Below are 16,427 nucleotides of genomic sequence, written 5' to 3' on the forward strand. Positions count from 1 at the left end.
ACTGATTCGTCACCTCGTGGTGAAACTGCACCTCGGCCGCCTTGATCAGCGAGCCGAGCGCGCGCGGGCAGCGTTCGGCGGAGGCCTGCTTGACCTCGGCGAAGCGGGTCTGGATCGTCTCACCGAGCATATCGGTGATCACCTTGCTCTGCTTGAACAGGCGGATCGCGTCGTTGACGTTGTCGGGCAGGAAGCGGGTGCGCGCCCGCTTGCTGGCGACCTCGGCCGCGTCCGGCTGCGGGCCCTCGAGGCCGGTGCGCAGCAGCGTGTACACCGTCATGTACGGGTTGGCGTCCGGGGCGACGCTGCGGACCTCGATGCGGGCCGAACGTTCGTTGCCGATCGGGATCCGGATCATCGAGCCGCGGTCGGTCGCGCTGGCCTTGATCTGGTTGGGCGCCTCGAAGTGCGGGTCGAGCCGGCGGTACGCGTTCACGCTGGCGTTGAGCACCAGGCAGATGTCGGGCGCGCTGTTCAAGATGCGCTCGATGAACGCCCAGCCCGCCGCCGACAGCCCGGCCTCGCCGGCCTTGTCATAAAACAGGTTGGTCTTGCCCTTCAGCAGCGAGATGTTGGTGTGCATCCCGTTGCCGTTGATCCCCGTCACCGGCTTCGGCAAGAAGCTCGCGGTCATGTCCATGTTCTGCGCGACCTGCCGGCACAGCAGCTTGTACAGCTGGACCTGGTCGGCGGCCACGCAGGCCTCGGTGTACGAGAAATTCATCTCGAACTGCGACGGCGCCACCTCGGGGTGGTCCTTCTCGTTGCCGAAGCCCATCGCCCGCTGCACCTCCGCCGCCGAGTCGATGAAGCGGCGCAGCGGGTCGCCCGGCAGCGAATGATAGTAGCCGCCGGTCGAGATGAACTCGAAGTGCCCGGTCTCGTGGTAGCGGCGCTCGGCGTCGCGGCCCTTGAACAGGAAGCCCTCGACCTCGTGCGCGAACTGGGCGACGGTCCCGTCCTTGGCGTGCAGCGCGTCGCCCAGCGCCTTCAGCCGGGCCCGCATGTCGGCGTGGTACGGCGTGCCGTCCTGACCGCGGACCTCGGCGAACACCAGCACCTTGCCCGGCCCGAACACGTCCGAGGGCAGCCAGTAGAACGCCGGCCAGTCGATCACCAGGCGCAGGTCCGACTCGTGCTGCTGCGAGAAGCCGCGCACCGAGGACCCGTCGAAGGTCAGGTTGTCGGCCGACTTCAGCAGAAACTTCTTGTCGTAGTCCAGCATGTGCAGCCGACCCTCGAGGTCGGTGAAGCACACGGTCACCGCCTTGATGCGGCGCTCGTCATTGAGGTACTTGATCCGCTGCTCGCGGACCTTGCCGAGGTCAGTCCGGGCCAGGCGCGCGGCCTTGACCTCGAGGTTCATCTCCTCGAGCTTCTCGTACGGGATCTCGAGGAAGTCGCGGAGCAGGGGACGGTCAGCGGAGGTTTCGGGCTTGGACACGGAGGCTAACTCGCACACTCGCTAGCCTAAAATCAACCGAAATTATCCTAGACAAGAGAGGCGCGACCGGCGCACCTCCCTCCCACCCCAGGCGCAGCCCGCGTCACTGCGGCGGCGGCACCGGCATGGCGTCGCCGGGGATCGGCAGCTCGACGTCGCCTTGCTCCGTCTTGTCCTGGTCCTGCAGCTCGTCGTCCATGTCGATGAGCGTGCTGACGGTGATGTCGCCGCCCTTGTGCGGCGTACCCTGCAGGCCGTACACGACGGCGGGCGTGTAGAAGTCGAGGGCGTCGCCCGTCATCCACACGTAGCCGCCCTCCTCGAAGTCGTGGTCGACCCCGCCAGCGGCGCTGCCGGGCAGCTCGCCGACGATAAACGTGGTGCCCTTCAGCTCCCAGGTGCCCATATTGTACTGGTACTCGTAGGTGGTCGACTGGTGGGCGCTGGTCTGGTTGTCGTTGATCATCGTCCGCTGCGAGATGAGCATCCAGCCGGTCGCCGCGAAGCTGAGGTCCGTGATCGGGTTCGAGTAGGGGCTGGCCGAGGTACGGCGGGGCGAGGAACTCGAGCTTGGCGGTGGCCGGATCGGGGGACGCCGCCCTCGTCGACGTAGGCGACCGACCACACCTCGTTGCTGTCCGCGTTCTGACGCCCGGTGTCCTCCTTCCAGACGCTGTAGTAGAGGCGGCCAGCGTGCGACTGCACGGCCCACACGCGGTCGCCGAGCGGCGTAAACTGACCGTTCGGCTCGCCCGGGTCGTTGGCCGGCCCCATGGTCACGTTCTTGGTGGAGTGACGGTAGGTGCTGACGACCTTGCCGCTCATGTCGAGCTGGTAGATGCGGCCGTCCTCGTGGCTGCTGACGTAGATGGTCTCGCTGACACAGTCGTAGTTGAGATTGCCGAACGCCGGGCCGTTGTTCGGCAGGGTCGCGAAGTCGGTGATCGCCCCCGTCACGCTGTCGATGCGCTTGATCTTCGAGGGGCTCGGGTTGGCGCCGTAGACCGTCGTCGCGGCGACGTAGATGTTGCCGTCCGAGTCGAGGGTCAGGCCGAACACCCGGCCGATGTTCTGCTGCAACCAGGTCGGGTGGCGGTACTTCGGCGCCGCGTAGTTCATGTTCGGCGGCGGCACCGGGCCGTCGATGTCGACGATGTGCAGCACGTGGTTGTTGGGCAGCTCCTGCGCGTTGGTCGTGACGACCGCGATCTTGCGGTCGAGGAAGGGCTTGTAATTCGGGTCGGTGTACTTCGGGAAGCCGCCGGACGCGCCATGGATCTCCGACGGGCGGCACGAGCCCTGGAGGATGACGCCGCCGGTGGTCCCGTCGGTGGTGGTGTCCGGCTGGAGGTCGAACTTGATGCCGCCGGTGGTCCCGTCCGCGGTCGTGCTGGTGCTGTCCGGCCCGCTCGTGGCCGGCCCGCTGGTGCTCTCGCCCTGGCTGGTGCCGACGCTCGTGCTGTCACCCTGGCGGTTGCTGTCGCTGTTGCCCGAGGTCGGCACGCCGCTGTCGGTCCCGCCGGTCGTCGGGGTCGCAGTGTCGGTCGCCGGGGTCGTCGGGCTCGAGGGGTTGGTCGCCGATGTGGTGGACGCGGGACCGGTGCCGCCGGTGTCGTCGCCACAGGCGCCCAACAGGCCGATCGCCAGGGCCAACGCGCTGCTGACAGGACAGGTGTTCTTTACGAGAGAAGCCATTCGCAATACCTCCGAAGTTTCCGGCGGCACTCTACCACGACCGAGCCGGCGGTTTCAGGGCGCCGGGATGCTGACCACGGTGTCGACCGTGTTGTTGCCGTAGTCCCGCTCGTTGAGGACCGGCAGGGCGGTGTCGGGCCGCGGCCGGTTAAGCGTGATGCGCAGGGTGTAGTCCCCCGCGGGGATCCCCGTGATGTCGATCCACTGGCACGGCAGGCCGGCGTCGTAGAAGTCGGAGAACCCGCGGCTGATCCCCTGGTTCACGCAGTCGAACTTCGGCAGGTCGTTCCCCCAGGCCCAGCTGACCGTGTCGAGCATGCAGAACGCCTGCTTGTGACCCGTGGCCGCCAGCATGTCGCCGGCGAACAGCTCGTAGCGGGCGAATTCATCGAAGTGGTAGTGGTCGTGGCACGCGCTGTAGTGGAACAGCTCTGGATGGTTGGCGGGGATGCCCATCACGAGGTCGGTGGACCCGATGTTGGGCGTCGCGGCCGTGAACAACATCAGCCTGCGCCCGCCGAGCCCGCCGACGCAGCCCTCCCACAGCTCACAGGTGTCGTTCTTCACCTCGATCACGGTGAAGATCGGATCGATCCACTTGGCGTCGACGATGAGGTCGGGGGCGTCACACCCCGCCGGCCCGTTGCCCGGCGCGTCCGCGGTCGGCGGTGGATCGGCGAAGTCGAGGCCCGGCACCGGCGCCGAGCAGCGGTAGATCCCGTCGTTGGTCACGCCCTGCGAGCAGCACAGCAGCTCGCCCGGGCAGCTCGGTCCGGCTTCGGGATCGCAGGCGCTGCCCTCGCCCGCGCCGCACACGACCGCGTCGTCGTGGCTGCGGACCACCACCGAATCGATCGCCGCCTCGAGCAGGCCGACGCCGGCGTCGGTCGCGGAGATCCGCAGACGCGAGCCGTCGCGCAGCGGCGGCCCGCACACCGGGTACTCACGCGGCCACCACAGGTTCTCCGGCGCGCCCGCGGTCGCGGTCGCCAGCAGCTCGAGGGGATACGCGTCGTACTCGCCGGGCTTGTTCAGCTGCGGGACCAGCAGGTCGACCGCGAGCCGCGGCCCCGGCCCGGCGTCGGACTTGTAGAAGAAGCGCCCGAGCTGGACCGTGGCCGCCGCGGCGCCGCCGAGGTCGAAGGAGGGTGAGGTCAGGATCGTGGTGCCGCCGGCGACGTCCGCCTGGTCGGGCACGGCGCCCTCGTTCTGCCCGGTGAAGTAGCACTGCGCGCCGCCCAGGCACGCGCCGGGCTGGGCCAGCAGCTCGCCGTCCTTCGTGCGGATCGGCTTGCCGCGGATCCACGCGCCTCGCCGCGTCGCCGCTGACCTGCCAGCCGAGGTCGTCGTTAAAATTGTCCGCGAACACCGTCTGCGACACACCATCGCGCATGGTCGTGAAGCTCCACGTCGCGCTCTGCGGCGACGTGCGGGTCGGGTCGTCGACCTCGAAGGCCTGCACATGCCAGGTGTAGCTGCGCTCGAACACGAGGTTCAGCGGCCCGACGCACGGCCCCGGGTAGCCGGGCTCGTCGCCCAGGATCCCCTCGGTGAGCTCGGTGTCGTCGACGAACACGCGGTAGCGCAGCGCCTCGCCGTCGGGATCGTCGACCAAATTCCAGCACAGATCGATCACCGGCGGCAGGTCCGTCGCCCCGTCCGCGGGGCTCTGCAGCGTCGGCGCCGGCGGCAGCGTGTCCGTGGTCGTGGTCGTGCTCGAGTCGCCGTCGGTCGCGGTCGAGGTCGGCGTCGAGGTCGAGGTCGAGGTCGACGCGGATGGCGAACCCGTGGTGGCGCCCGATGTCGAGGTCGACGTGTCAGCCTGGACAGGCGCGTCGCCGGGGCAGGCGGTCAGGAGCAGCGCCCACAGGAAGGCTCCAAGACCGCAAGCGCGGCAGCCCCGGGTACTGACAAGATCGCCCGCCACCACGAAATCGTCGCACCTCACCGGCACCCACGCAAGCGCGGCCCGGGCGCCCGCGCCTCCTCGCTCGCCGACGACGAACCGGGTATACGGGGATCCACGATCAGCGCCATGGGCAGCGATTTCCAGCGAGTCAAGGTGACGGCGGTCGAGGACGCCGCGGTCATTGTCCAGATCACCGAGCGCCACCCAGACATGGACGCGATCCATCGACTGCTGGCAAAGGCGAACGCGGAGTACACTCCCGCGAGCCTGGCCGCTCCGCTCACGAAGCTCACGATCCCGCGGAGCAAGTCCGGCCTGGCCCGCAACTTCGCTGCGCAGCTGCTCGCCGACCACGGCGAGAGCCCGTTTCGCCGCGCCGCCGAACGCGACGCCGAGGACAACGACCGCGATCCCGACCCGGCCCGCTTCATCAGGAGGGTGGTCGTGCGCGAGCTGAAGCCGCTGGGCAAGGCCAGCAATGCGTGCTGGCTGTACCGCGCCACCCTTGCGATCGAGCTCAAAGATCCCGAGCTCGCCCGCGGCTTCCGCCCCGGGCGCTCCTACGATGCGCGCGCGTGTCCGACCGCCGACTGGGAGCTCTAACCCCGCAGCCTCCGATCGAGCTGATACCCTGATCGCGTGGAGTCGGCCGACGACGATCGCTTCAGCTTCAACGGCATCGACGCCAGCAGCGGCCGCCCGCTCGTGCCGGACCTCCCCGCCGCCGCGCTCGCCCGGCTCGCCCGCGGCCTGCCCGTCGACACCGACGCGATCGAACTCCACGAGCTCCGCGCCAGCCAGCCCTTCGTCACCGCCGAGGACGTCGATCCGCGGCGCCTCGAAGAGGCCGGCTGGGCCGTCGTCTTCGCCCACGACGCAGACCCCGCGATCCGCGAGGCCCTCGCCCCGCTGCTGGCCCACCGCCGGGCCCAGGCCAGCGCCATCGACGATCGCCGCTACCGCGAATTCCTCGGCCCCGACGCCCATCGCCCCGGCGAGCGCAAGCAGGCCTTCCTGGCCCGCCACGGCGTCCCCCGCTCCGGCCCGGTCGACCCCGACCGCCTGCCCTACTATCTCCTGATCGTCGGCGACCCCGCGCGCATCCCCTTCGAATTCCAGGCCCAGCTCGACGTGCAATACGCCGTCGGTCGCCTGCACTTCGACCGCGTCGAGGACTACGCGCATTACGCCCGCAGCGTCGTCCTCGCCGAAACTACCCACATATCACGCGCCGGCCTCACCCTGTTCGGCACCCGTCACCCCGGCGACCGCGCCAGCGAGCTCTCCTCGGATCACTTGATCGGCGGCCTGCACGCGGCGCTCGCCCGCACGCGCAGCCGCTGCCCGCTCGCGCTGGTGCCCGCCGCCGACGCCAGCAAGGCCCGGCTCGCCCGCCTGCTCGGCGGCCCCGACACCCCCGCGCTGCTGTTCACCGCCGGCCACGGCGTCGGCTTCCCCGCCGACGACCCGCGCCAGCGCGACCACCAGGGCGCCCTCCTCTGCCAGGACTGGCCCGGCCCCACGTGGTCGCGGCCGATCCCCCAGGACTTCTACTTCGCCGGCGACGACCTCGCCCACGACGCCGACCTGCGCGGCCTGGTCGCCTTCTTCTTCGCCTGCTTCGGCGGCGGCACCCCGCAGCAGGACGCCTTCCACCCGCGCGGCCAGGGCCCGCCGCCCCTGCTCGCCGCCCAGCCCTTCGTCGCCCGCCTCGCTAGTCAGCTGCTCGCCCACCCGCGGGGCGGCGCCCTCGCGGTCATCGCCCACGTCGATCGCAGCTGGGCCTCTGCCTTCCACGGCGGTCGCAGCGGCCCCGAGGTCGAGGTCTTCACCAGCGCGATCAAGCGGATGATCGACGGCCACCCGGTCGGCTATGCGATGGAGTACTTCGGCTCGCGCCACGCCGAGCTCAGCGCCGACCTGGCCCTCGCCCTGGACGAGGACAGCGAGCCCGGCCTCGCCCACGACCGCGAGCTCGCCGACCTGTGGACAACCAGCAGCCACGCCCGCACTTACCTCGTCCTCGGCGACCCGGCCGTGCGCGTCACCACGAACAACGCAGCCCGCGCCTGACCACACGATAAACAATCACCCTGTCCTATCATCGAGACCATGGCCCGACATGCATATCACACCACATATCCTCCCCGTCACCGCGCTCACCTGGACCCTCGCGCTCGCAGCCTGCGGCCCCACACCCGCCGACGACAGCAGCGGCAGCAGCACGGCCGCCGCCAGCACGAGCAGCACCAGCGGGTCCACCGCGGCGCCGACGACCAGCGGCGCTGACAACTCGACCACCGCGGTGTCGACCACCGAGTTCGCGAGCACGAGCGGTGGGAGCACGGCCGGGCAGTCCTTCATCGTCCCCACGGACGGCGGCTGCGGCGGCGTCCTCCCGGACGGCCAGAAGCTGCGCTGTAGCCCCGAAGATTGCGACCCGATCGAGCAGAACTGCGGCCCCGGCGAGAAGTGCGTCCCATGGTCGTCGAGCGGCAGCGGGGCCTACGACGCGGACCGCTGCGTCGAGGTCACCGGCGACGGCGTCGTCGGCGAGCCGTGCACCGTCCAGGGCAACAAGCTCAGCGGCGTCGACGATTGCGCCTTCGGCCACATCTGCTGGAAGGTCGACGACGACCTGCACGGGACCTGTATCGCCCAGTGCACCGGGACCCAGGCCGATCCGCAGTGCCCGGCGGGCAGCACCTGCGTGATCACCAACGGGAACGCGCTGGCCGTGTGCCTGCAGGATTGCGACCCACTGAAGCAGGACTGCATGGCCAGCGAACTGTGCCTCCCGAACTTCATGCAGCCAGGCTTCATCTGTGCGCCGGACGCCAGCGGCCGCGAGGGCCAGACCAACGACGCCTGCGACTTCGCCAACGGCTGCGACCCGGGCCTCCTCTGCGGCGGGCCCACGACCACCTCGAGCGCCTGCCCCATCGACAGCAACGGCTGCTGCACGCCCTTCTGCAGCTTCCCGGGCGGCGCCTGCCCGAACCCGGACCAACAGTGCGTCTCGTTCTTCGCCCCCGATCCGCCCCCGCCCGGCGACGAGGATATCGGCGTATGTAAACTCCCCTGACGACGCGGCCTCGGTCTTGCCTTCGACGACGTGATCGGCCGCAGCGCCGCCAGCGCGGCGCGTCGTTTCGGCTTGCGATAGGGTGCTTCGTATTGCGCTCACAGCCCGATACGTACGAGCCGCTCATTCGCGGGATTGAGCGCGTAGAGGTGCGTGCTGTTGCGTACGATGCTCGTATTTTGCCCCGCCAGGAGCAGCTGCGGTGCCCCCCCGGACCGCGGCACACGCAGCACGCTGCCCACGCGGTCGATGACATAGAAGTTCGCTCGATCCACGACCACGCCCCAGACCCCCGGGATCGCCGCCAGCTTGCGCTGCGGCGCCCCGCTCGTGGATAGCAGCCACAGGCTGTCCCCGCTTTGATCCGCGGCCACGAAGTCCGCCCCGTCGACCGCGAGCACGTAGGGCAAGGTCTTTGCCAGCAGCGTCGATGTCCCCCGCGTGTCGACCGTGTACACGCCCTCCCGGGCCACGAATGCGCACAGGCTCCCGTCCTCGCGACACACGATCGGCCCGAGCGGCGAAAACGCCTCGCTGCCAGCGCGTAGCTCCGGCAGCCGCGCGACGCGGCGCGGCTTGCCGCCGCCGGACATCACAAAGACCCCCGGTTGGGCCCGTTCGACCCGGCGAAACGGCGGCGTGTCCTGGATCGGCTCGCGCCCGTTGAGCCAATAGACCGTGTCCCTGGCGACCGCATACCCGGCAAAATAGGGCTGCCTCGGCACCACCCGCTGCTGGGGCCCGCCCGCCGTCGGCACGCGCCAGACCTCCGCCTGGTCGACGAAGTAGAGGTGCCCTCCGTGCAGCTCGACCTGCTGCGCGCCCTCCGGGTCCCTGGTCTGGGCGACGATCGCCAGCTCGCCCCCGGCCAGCGGCATCCGCACAATCTCCGGTCCACGCACCGCGTACAACGCCTCGTCGTCGACCGCGATCACAAACGCCGGGAAGCTCAGCGGCACGAGCTCCGCGGTCGTCGCAGGCCTCGCTAGCGGCGCGGGTGCTATCGCCACGGGCGTCGGCGCGACCGTCACGGGCGCCTCCACGGGAGCCTCCACCACGGCCGACGCGCGGCAAGCCACGAGACCCAGCGCGACCAGCCATGGGAGCGCCCGTGGGCGCCTGCAACGACGGAGCAGGGCGGCGAGAATCGCGGCGACGGCGAGGTGCATGGTGCGACGGTATCGCAGTGATGCGGCGCTGAAACCTGCTCGGTAGGATTTTCTCAACGGGTCCGGGTCGTGGCGTGACCATCATCCTCGCATGCGGGTCCGCCTCAATCGCGCCCGATCGCCGCCCGCCCGCCGCGGCGATATGTGCTCACCAGCGCCGCCAGATCGTCCGCCGAGATCCCGAGCCCCTGGGCCGCGCGGGCCGGCGAGTGCGAGCCGGCGAGCACCAGCCCGATCGCCTGCTCGAGCCTGTCGATACTCGGCGCAGCCGTCACCGCCGGCGCCGCCGGCATCACCGCCGTCCCGCCGAAGAAGTCCGCCACCTGCGCCTGCAACGACGCCGCCGGCCGCGTCGCCGCCTTCACCGGCGCGGGCGGCCGCAGCCGCGCCGCCGGGTCGCCGAGCAGCATGAAGCCCGCCAGGTCCTGGCGCAGCATCCACAGCTGGGCCCGCTTCAGCGCCCGGTCCTCGCTGTCCTCGTCCAGCGTCGTCAGCTCCGTGTTGACCTGCTCGAAGTAGCGAAACAGGTGACGAAACGCCACGCCCACGCGATCGCCCTTCAGCGCCGCCGCCAGCGTGTCGACGAAGCGCGCCCCGGCTGGAAGCGCGGCCGTCCGCTGTCGACCTCGCGGAAGCTGTAGCTCCACGCCAGATCGACGTGGCCGATGAACGCCAGCGGCCCCTGGGGATTGCGCAGCGCCGCCTTCGGGATCGCCGCCACGAACGCCGGCTCGCCCGGGCGCGGCAGGCTCTGCAGCACCTGCTCCGGCCGCCCCGCCAGCTGCCCGCTGGCGATCAACGCGTCGAGCCAGCGCGCGTACTTGCTGGTCGTCGGCGTGCCCGCGCTGAAGCACGCGAACATCAGCCACAGCCCCTGTGACACGAATTTCCCGCTCGCCAGCTGCTCGCCGCGCAGGTCATCCGCGTCGCGCCCGAAGCTCATCGCCCCCTGGCGCGCCCGCTGCTCCCCCGCCGATCGCCAGCCGCCGCGCGGCGCCCCCGCGCCGTGGCTCAATGTCAACAGTACGTCGGTCGCGGCGGCCCGGCTGCACAGCGCCCCTGGATCGGGCTCCTCGTCCCCGCTCGCCTCGATCGCCGCGGGGAACAGCGCCGCCATCTCCCGCGCCAGCTCCACGCAGGGCCGCACCAGCCCGCGCAGCCCCGCCTCGGTCGCCGCCGTCCCGTCCTGGACCCCGTGGAACAGCGCCCGCCGCGACGTCGGCGGCGCCGCGGCCTCGGCCGCCAGCAGCTTGGCGCAGTAATGTGCGTAGTCATCGAGTGTATCGAATGCCAGGCGTCCGACGAATCCATCGGTAGCCTGCGATATCTGCAGGGTCTCGGCCACCTGATGCAGATCGCCGAGCACCAGCTGATAGCGCGGCAGGTGCTGGCGCAGCCGCTCGCTGCGGTTGAACACCTCGCGCTTCCAGCTCGCCGCGCTGGCCGGGCTCATCTGCGCCGGCACCCGGTACAGCTTCACCGGCGCCCCCTGCTGCTCCGTCCGCGCCGCGATCAGCGGGGCGATCGCCGCCAGCAGCGCGTCGCCGTCCGGCCCCTCCGGCGCGATCACCCCCCAGCGCTGCGCCACCAGGTCGTTCGGACGATCTTGCTCGTCCCACAGGTGCCCGTGCTCCGGCCCCGGCGGCGCCGCCTGACCCCGCGTCGTCGCCACCCCCACCGCCGCCGTCAGGGTCGGCTCACGCCGATCGGCGTCGACCAGGAGCAACCCCGGCGCCTCCTCCCCCGCGCGCTTGCTCCCCACCATCGATCGCACGCTATCACAGCCTCACCCGGACGCGGTCGCCAGGGTTTTCAGGTATGAGCGGATCGTCGCCCATGTCCTCGCCTGCCCCATCCCCCCCACTCCCTGCGGGCCGCCGCGCCGTCCTCCACGCCCTCGCCGACAGCCCGCTCGCCGCGCTCGAGCACGGCCTCGTGATCGAGGACCAGCCGGCGCCCGACCCCGCCACCCTCGCGCCCGACGAGGTCCTGATCGCGGTCCGCAGCGCCGCCGTCGGCTGGGTCGATCTGCTGATGAGCAGCGGCCAGTATCAGCACGTCCCCGAGCCGCCCTACACGCCCGGCCTCGAGTTCGCCGGCGAGGTCGTGGCCCGCGGCCGCGACGTCCACGACCTGGCGATCGGCGCCCGCGTGATCGCCGACGGCCTCCTCACCGGCCCGCGATCGCTCGGCGCCCACCGCCGCTTCGGCGGCTTCGCGTCCTACGCGATCGCCCCCGCGGCCGCCGTGATCCGCTGCCCGCCGCGCTCTCGCTCGACGAAGGCGCCTGCCTGCTCGGCGGCTACGAGACCGCCTATCACGCGCTGGTCCACCGCGCCCGCGTCCAGCCCGGCGAGCGCGTGCTCGTGCTCGGCGCCACGGGCAGCACCGGCCTCGCCGCGGTCCAGCTCGCCCACCTGCTCGGCGCCACCGTGATCGCCGCGGGCCGCAACGCCGCCAAGCTCGAGGCCCTGCGCGAGCACGGCGCGAGCGTCCTCCTGCGCACCGAAGACGACGCCGGCCCGCGCCGCTTCCGCGACGAGCTCAAGGCTCTCGGCGACGGCCGTGGCGTCGACGTCGTGTACGACGCCGTCGGCGGCCCCACCTCGCTCGAGGCCCTGCGCGGCGTCGCCTTCGGCGCCCGCTTCGTCATCGTCGGCTGGACCTCGACCCCGCTCGCCGCCCGCGGCGGCCGCGAGGCGAACGTGCTGCCGACCAACCTGATCCTGATGAAGGGCGTCGACGTGCTCGGCTCGCCCGCCGCGATCGCCGTGCACCGCGAGCCGCGGCTCCGCGAGCGGCGCCTCGCGCAGATCCTCGAGTGGGCCAGCGACGGTCGCCTGCGCCCCGTCGTCTCGCAGGTGTTCCCCTTCGCGGCCCTCCCCGAGGCGCTGCGCGCCAAGTGGGACAGCCGCTACCCCGGCAACATCGTCGTTCACCCGGGCCCCGCGTGAGCTTGGCGCACAAACGCGCCCGGCCCGGCGTGAGCCGTCCCGCCTCCGGCGATCGCCGGGCCGCCGCCGCCTGCGTTACACTCGCGGGCCGAAACCACTGCAGATCGGTGCATGCGTGAAGGTTGAAGCCGAAGAGTATTCGATCCGATTCGACCAGAGCGCCGCCAAGGTCAGCTTCCACGGCGCGATGCGCCTCCGTGGCCCGCGCGAGTACGACGACATGAAGGGCCTGCTGCGCCACGCGCTGTCCTTCAACTTCCCCCAGCTGGAGCTCGACTTCTCGGGCCTCAAGTTCCTCAACAGCTCCGGCCTCGGCACGATCGGCCAGTTCATCGTCGACGCCCGCCGCGCCGGCACCAGCCGGATCCTCCTCCGCGGCTCGCACGCCCACTCGTGGCAGGCCCGCTCGCTCGGCACCCTGCACCGCATCTGGGGCGACGTGGAGCTCAAGATCGACGACGCCCGGCCCGCGAAGCCCGAGGCCCCTCCGCGCAAGAGCGAGGCCGTCCCGCGCGGCCCCAAGGCGCCCGAGGAGTATCGCCCCGACTCCATCTTCGGCCACCTGGCCATGCGCCAGACCAGCTTCGAGGACCACCCCTTCTTCGTCCACCTGCGCGAGCACCCGCCGGCAGATTGGGTCTCGGGATTCCTGCCCTTCATCGCCTTCTGGGTGAAGGCGTTTCAGGACCTCCTCGGCATCATCGAGGACCGCGTGAAGGACCCCGAGATGCGGGCCATCGCCGTCCACATCCGCCAGGGCGACAACGGCCACGACAACTGGTTTGTCCAGGACATGGCCCTGGTCGGCAACCCGATCCCCAGCTTCCAGGAGGTCTTCGGCCCGGCCCACCGCAGCACCCGCATCGCCTCCTACGCGCTGGTCGCCGAGACCTTCCGCGTCACCGACGACCGCCTCCTCATCGTCCTCCTGCTCGCCCTCGAGGCCGCCAGCTACGTGTTCTTCACCAAGATGGCCGAGTACCTCGAGCACACCGGCTACCCGCACGAGCTGCAATACTTCGGCCGCCGCCACCTCGACGCCGAGCTCGAGCACGGCATCGTCGAGGCCGAGATGGACAACCAGGTCGAGCGCTCGTTCGCCAGCAGCCCCGAGCTGCGCGTCGAGGCCCTCGCCCTGGTCGACCGCATCTTCGACGCCTTCACCGGCATGTTCGCCGGCTTCGTCCCCGGCCGCGCCGGGTGAGCCCGCCTGGGGCCCGCCTGGGGCCCGCCTGGGCCGGGCCCGCCTGGGCCCCAGATCAGCTCTCGGGGCGCCCGCTCAATTATCCTCGGTCCGCCGCAAGATCATCATCGTGATGTCATCGAGCTGCGTGCCCATGAAGCCGGTCACGTCCGCCAGGATCGCCGTCTTCATGTCCTCCGGCGTCAGGTGGGCGTGGCGCTGGATGCTCTCGATGAAGCGCTCGACCTCCCACAGCGCCCCGTTGGCGTCCTCGGCCTCGACCACGCCGTCCGTGTAGAGGATCACCGTGTCGCCCGGGTCGAGGTGGAAGCTGCAATCCACCGACTGCCCGGCGATGTCCTTGACCAGCCCGAACCAGCAGCCCTCGAGCGCGAGGGTCTCGCACTGCCCGGTCGCCGCCCGGTGGATGATCACGTCCTCGTGGGCGCCCGCCGCCAGGTAGTCGCCGTCGCCGAGGCTCTTGATCAGCCCAAAGGTCAAATGGTGGCTCTCGCCGAGCAGCAGGATATCGTCGTAGAGGATCTTGTTGAGCTTGGTCAGGATCTCGTCCATCGACAGGTTCGGCGCCGTCTCGATGATCGTGCGCACCACGCAGTGCGTCATCAACATGATGAGCCCCGAGGTCACCCCGTGGCCCGAGACGTCGCCGATGCCGTACCAGCGCACCCCATTGGCGTCGACGATGATATCGTAGTAGTCGCCGCCGACCTCCTCGGCCGGGATCATCGCCGCCGCCAGGCTGGCCGTGCGCCCGTCCTCGACCGCCGGCAACAGCGCCGTCTGGATCCGCCGCGCGACCTCCATCTCCTGGCTCATGCGCAGCCGCTCCTCCTCGCGGCTGTGGTCGGTCAGCACGCACACGTAGCCGATCGCCGCGCCGAACTCGTTGGTCGCCGGCGTCGCCGTCAGCAAGATCCGGCGCCGGTCGTCGGGCGCCGGGTACACGTTCCACACCGCGCTGCTCATGCCCTCGCGCTCGACCGTCTCGACCACCTGCGTCCACGCCGGCTCGCCGCGGTCGTCGAGCAGCACCTTCGCCAGCGGCACCTCGGCGCCGCGGCCGGTGACCCGCGCGTAGCCGCTGTTGACGAACAGCACCCGGCCGGTGCGCGACACCCCGAGGATGCCGACCTCGTGCGTCGAGCGCAGCACGTTCTCGAGGTTGGTCGACGCCGTCACCTGCTCGACCAGCCCGCGGATCATCTCCTCGCTCTCGATCTGGGCCCGCCGCTCGTGCAGCTGAATGTTGCTCCACAGGGCCGCCAGCGCCGGATCGTCGATCTGCGGCGCGCTCGGGCTGTAGATGATCCCCGGGTAGGTCGTCGCCGCCAGCAGGCTCTGCATCGCCGGGTCGTCCGAGCGCGCCTTGGCCTGGTACGGCACCGCCTCGCCCTCGACCATGTCGTGGTCGACGCGGATGTGCCACAGGTTGTCGAAGTTGAAGTGCCCGCTGATCCCGATCGGGATGTCGAAGCCGCGACGCAGCCCGCAGTACACCTGCTGCCGGATCGTGAACAGCAGCAGCGCCTCCTCGCGCGCGTAGCGGTCGAGCTGCTGCAGCGACGCGTGCATCTCCGCCGGGTCGATCTTGGTCGCCGTCTCGAGGAAGCGACGGTCGTACTCCGGGCTCTGCGTCAGCGAGAAGGGCCCCTGGCTGAACAGGAAGATGAAGTGGTGGAACAGCCCGTGGAGCGTGAAGTTGTCGATGTTGACCAGGGCGAAGTCCCCGTCGAAGGACGCGTCGCCGCGGATCCTCGCGTTGACCACCTGATTGAGCCACTCCGAGCGCGGCACGATGTTGGCCTCGAGCCTCACCCCGATCTTGGCCAGGAAGCCGCGCAGCAGCTGGTACACCGAGCTGCTCGACTCGCTGACCAGCCCGCGCAGCGTGAAGCCGTCGGCGTAGCCGGCCTCGCGCAGCAAGATCCGCGCGTAGTCCGGGTCGTAGGGGTACGGCACGATCGCCGGGTCGTAGCCGACCTGGCCCGGCGTCAGCAGCGAGGTCTGCGGCGCCGCCCAGCCGTGGCTGGCGATGTTGCACAGCAGGTGGCGGTGGACCGCGTAGTTGAGCGCCAGGCGCACGCGCCGGTCCGCGAGCGGCCCGTGGTTGCGCAGCAGGAACCACTGCGAGAACGCCGCCTCGCGCCGCCGCATCTCGAGGCCCGGCGTCGCGTGCACGCGCAGCGCGTCGTGCGGGTCGAGGTTCAGGGCGATGTCCAGCTGGCGCCGCTCGAGCGCGTCGACCCAGTCCTTCTGGTCCATGATCGGGAAGCGCAGCTCGTCGACCGTGACCGCCTGCGACCAGTGCTCGGGGTTTCGTCGCAGCACGATCTCGCGGCCGCGATCCCAGCGCTCGAACACGTAGGCGCCGGTCCCGATCGGGTGGTCGAGGAACGCCGAGGGCCCCTTCGTCTCGAGGATCGACCGCGGATAGATCGCGCTGGCGATGTGCAGACGATTGAGCAGCATGCCGTCCGGGAAGCTGGTCCGGATCTGCACGCAGAAGTCATTCACCTTGGTGCATTCGGCGATCACCGACAGGATCCCCTGCCCGTTCGCCGAGCGGTTGGCCGGGTCGCGCTGCGCTCGCATCGTCGCCACCACGTCGTCGGCCGTGAAGGGATCGCCGTTGTGGAAGCGCACCCCCTCGCGCAGGTCGAACTCCATCGTCAGCGGATCGAGGCGCCGCCACGCCACCGCCAGCGCCGGCCGGATCGACCCCTCACAATCGAGGTACACCAGCGAGTCATTGATCGCGGGATAGATAATCCCCGACTCCGGATCGAAGGCATGAAACGCGTCGCAGGCCGACGGGTCGGTGGAGAACACCCCGATGCGAACGACGGTCGGGGCGCGGACGGAGGAGCCAGGCTTGGGGTCGCGGGTCATCGCCGAATCGGCCCGCAGCAGGCCGTGGCGGCCTGTATATCACCGCGGCGCCGCGCGCGGACGGGTCCGGCGCCCGCC

The 16,427-nt window shown here is 70.6% G+C and carries 14 protein-coding genes; 6 read left to right on the forward strand and 8 right to left on the reverse strand.

Going from position 1 to position 16,427, the window contains the following annotated elements; translation table 11 throughout:
• From IPJ59_RS31625 to IPJ59_RS31640, 4 genes are all read right to left on the reverse strand, one after another.
• The coding region (locus IPJ59_RS31625) for a glutamine synthetase family protein (RefSeq protein ID WP_366524735.1) at window positions 1–1,366 on the reverse strand (1,366 nt) is incomplete at its 3' end.
• 181 nt (window positions 1,367–1,547) lie between these two features.
• On the reverse strand, window positions 1,548–1,931 hold the full coding sequence (locus IPJ59_RS31630) for a hypothetical protein (protein WP_293274863.1): 384 nt from the start codon (window positions 1,929–1,931) through the stop codon (window positions 1,548–1,550).
• On the reverse strand, window positions 1,907–3,139 hold the full coding sequence (locus IPJ59_RS31635) for an NHL repeat-containing protein (protein WP_293274865.1): 1,233 nt from the start codon (window positions 3,137–3,139) through the stop codon (window positions 1,907–1,909). Before IPJ59_RS31635 ends, IPJ59_RS31630 begins: the two co-directional genes overlap by 25 nt.
• 54 nt (window positions 3,140–3,193) lie before the next feature.
• The gene (locus tag IPJ59_RS31640) at window positions 3,194–4,525 is read right to left on the reverse strand and encodes a lysyl oxidase family protein (RefSeq protein ID WP_293274866.1); all 1,332 of its coding nucleotides are present in this window, start codon (window positions 4,523–4,525) and stop codon (window positions 3,194–3,196) included.
• A gap of 649 nt (window positions 4,526–5,174) precedes the next feature.
• On the opposite strand from IPJ59_RS31640, the gene IPJ59_RS31645 reads away from it, so the two are divergent.
• From IPJ59_RS31645 to IPJ59_RS31655, 3 genes are read left to right on the forward strand one after another with little or no spacing between them, the layout of a single operon-like run.
• Window positions 5,175–5,651 carry a hypothetical protein gene (locus IPJ59_RS31645; protein ID WP_293274868.1) on the forward strand — a complete coding sequence of 159 codons (477 nt, stop codon included), beginning with the start codon at window positions 5,175–5,177 and terminating at the stop codon, window positions 5,649–5,651.
• Between the two features lie 36 nt (window positions 5,652–5,687).
• Entirely contained in the window at window positions 5,688–7,121 is a 1,434-nt protein-coding gene (locus tag IPJ59_RS31650) for a C25 family cysteine peptidase (RefSeq protein ID WP_293274870.1), read from the forward strand.
• Between the two features lie 49 nt (window positions 7,122–7,170).
• On the forward strand, window positions 7,171–8,133 hold the full coding sequence (locus tag IPJ59_RS31655; RefSeq protein ID WP_293274871.1) for a hypothetical protein: 963 nt from the start codon (window positions 7,171–7,173) through the stop codon (window positions 8,131–8,133).
• A gap of 98 nt (window positions 8,134–8,231) precedes the next feature.
• Here the strand turns inward: IPJ59_RS31655 and IPJ59_RS31660 are convergent, their stop codons facing one another.
• The 3 genes from IPJ59_RS31660 to IPJ59_RS31670 form a co-directional block, all read right to left on the reverse strand.
• On the reverse strand, window positions 8,232–9,164 hold the full coding sequence (locus IPJ59_RS31660) for a TolB-like translocation protein (protein WP_293251796.1): 933 nt from the start codon (window positions 9,162–9,164) through the stop codon (window positions 8,232–8,234).
• A 242-nt stretch (window positions 9,165–9,406) separates the two neighbouring features.
• Window positions 9,407–9,844 (reverse strand): hypothetical protein, encoded by a 438-nt coding sequence (locus tag IPJ59_RS31665; RefSeq protein WP_293274872.1) that lies wholly within the window; start codon window positions 9,842–9,844, stop codon window positions 9,407–9,409.
• Between the two features lie 17 nt (window positions 9,845–9,861).
• Window positions 9,862–11,067: a hypothetical protein gene (locus tag IPJ59_RS31670; RefSeq protein ID WP_293274874.1), complete on the reverse strand. Its 1,206-nt coding sequence runs from the start codon at window positions 11,065–11,067 to the stop codon at window positions 9,862–9,864.
• Window positions 11,068–11,138: 71 nt separating this feature from the next.
• Here IPJ59_RS31670 and IPJ59_RS31675 point away from each other — a divergent pair, with 71 nt between their 5' ends.
• From IPJ59_RS31675 to IPJ59_RS31685, 3 genes are all read left to right on the forward strand, one after another.
• Entirely contained in the window at window positions 11,139–11,738 is a 600-nt protein-coding gene (locus IPJ59_RS31675; RefSeq protein WP_293274875.1) for an alcohol dehydrogenase catalytic domain-containing protein, read from the forward strand.
• Window positions 11,669–12,256 (forward strand): zinc-binding dehydrogenase, encoded by a 588-nt coding sequence (locus IPJ59_RS31680; RefSeq protein ID WP_293274877.1) that lies wholly within the window; start codon window positions 11,669–11,671, stop codon window positions 12,254–12,256. The genes IPJ59_RS31675 and IPJ59_RS31680 overlap by 70 nt, the downstream gene beginning before the upstream one ends.
• A gap of 115 nt (window positions 12,257–12,371) precedes the next feature.
• A complete protein-coding gene (locus tag IPJ59_RS31685; protein ID WP_293251792.1) occupies window positions 12,372–13,460 on the forward strand; it encodes a hypothetical protein in 1,089 nt (362 codons plus the stop codon).
• A gap of 75 nt (window positions 13,461–13,535) precedes the next feature.
• On the opposite strand, the gene IPJ59_RS31690 is transcribed toward IPJ59_RS31685, so the two are convergent.
• On the reverse strand, window positions 13,536–16,349 hold the full coding sequence (locus tag IPJ59_RS31690) for an ABC transporter substrate-binding protein (RefSeq protein WP_293274879.1): 2,814 nt from the start codon (window positions 16,347–16,349) through the stop codon (window positions 13,536–13,538).
• Window positions 16,350–16,427 lie beyond the last annotated feature (78 nt).

The sequence above is a fragment of the Nannocystis sp. genome, from assembly GCF_016714285.1.
Classification (GTDB): Bacteria; Myxococcota_A; Polyangia; order Nannocystales; family Nannocystaceae; genus Nannocystis.

What these genes read in the sequence shown, in the direction of transcription:
- IPJ59_RS31675 (WP_293274875.1), top strand. Translation starts at nt 11,139, where the DNA reads ATGTCCTCGCCTGCCCCATCCCCCCCACTCCCTGCGGGCCGCCGCGCC.
- IPJ59_RS31670 (WP_293274874.1), bottom strand. Translation starts at nt 11,067, where the DNA reads ATGGTGGGGAGCAAGCGCGCGGGGGAGGAGGCGCCGGGGTTGCTCCTG.
- IPJ59_RS31645 (WP_293274868.1), top strand. Translation starts at nt 5,175, where the DNA reads ATGGGCAGCGATTTCCAGCGAGTCAAGGTGACGGCGGTCGAGGACGCC.
- IPJ59_RS31690 (WP_293274879.1), bottom strand. Translation starts at nt 16,349, where the DNA reads ATGACCCGCGACCCCAAGCCTGGCTCCTCCGTCCGCGCCCCGACCGTC.
- IPJ59_RS31655 (WP_293274871.1), top strand. Translation starts at nt 7,171, where the DNA reads ATGCATATCACACCACATATCCTCCCCGTCACCGCGCTCACCTGGACC.
- IPJ59_RS31640 (WP_293274866.1), bottom strand. Translation starts at nt 4,525, where the DNA reads ATGGTGTGTCGCAGACGGTGTTCGCGGACAATTTTAACGACGACCTCG.
- IPJ59_RS31635 (WP_293274865.1), bottom strand. Translation starts at nt 3,139, where the DNA reads ATGGCTTCTCTCGTAAAGAACACCTGTCCTGTCAGCAGCGCGTTGGCC.
- IPJ59_RS31630 (WP_293274863.1), bottom strand. Translation starts at nt 1,931, where the DNA reads ATGCTCATCTCGCAGCGGACGATGATCAACGACAACCAGACCAGCGCC.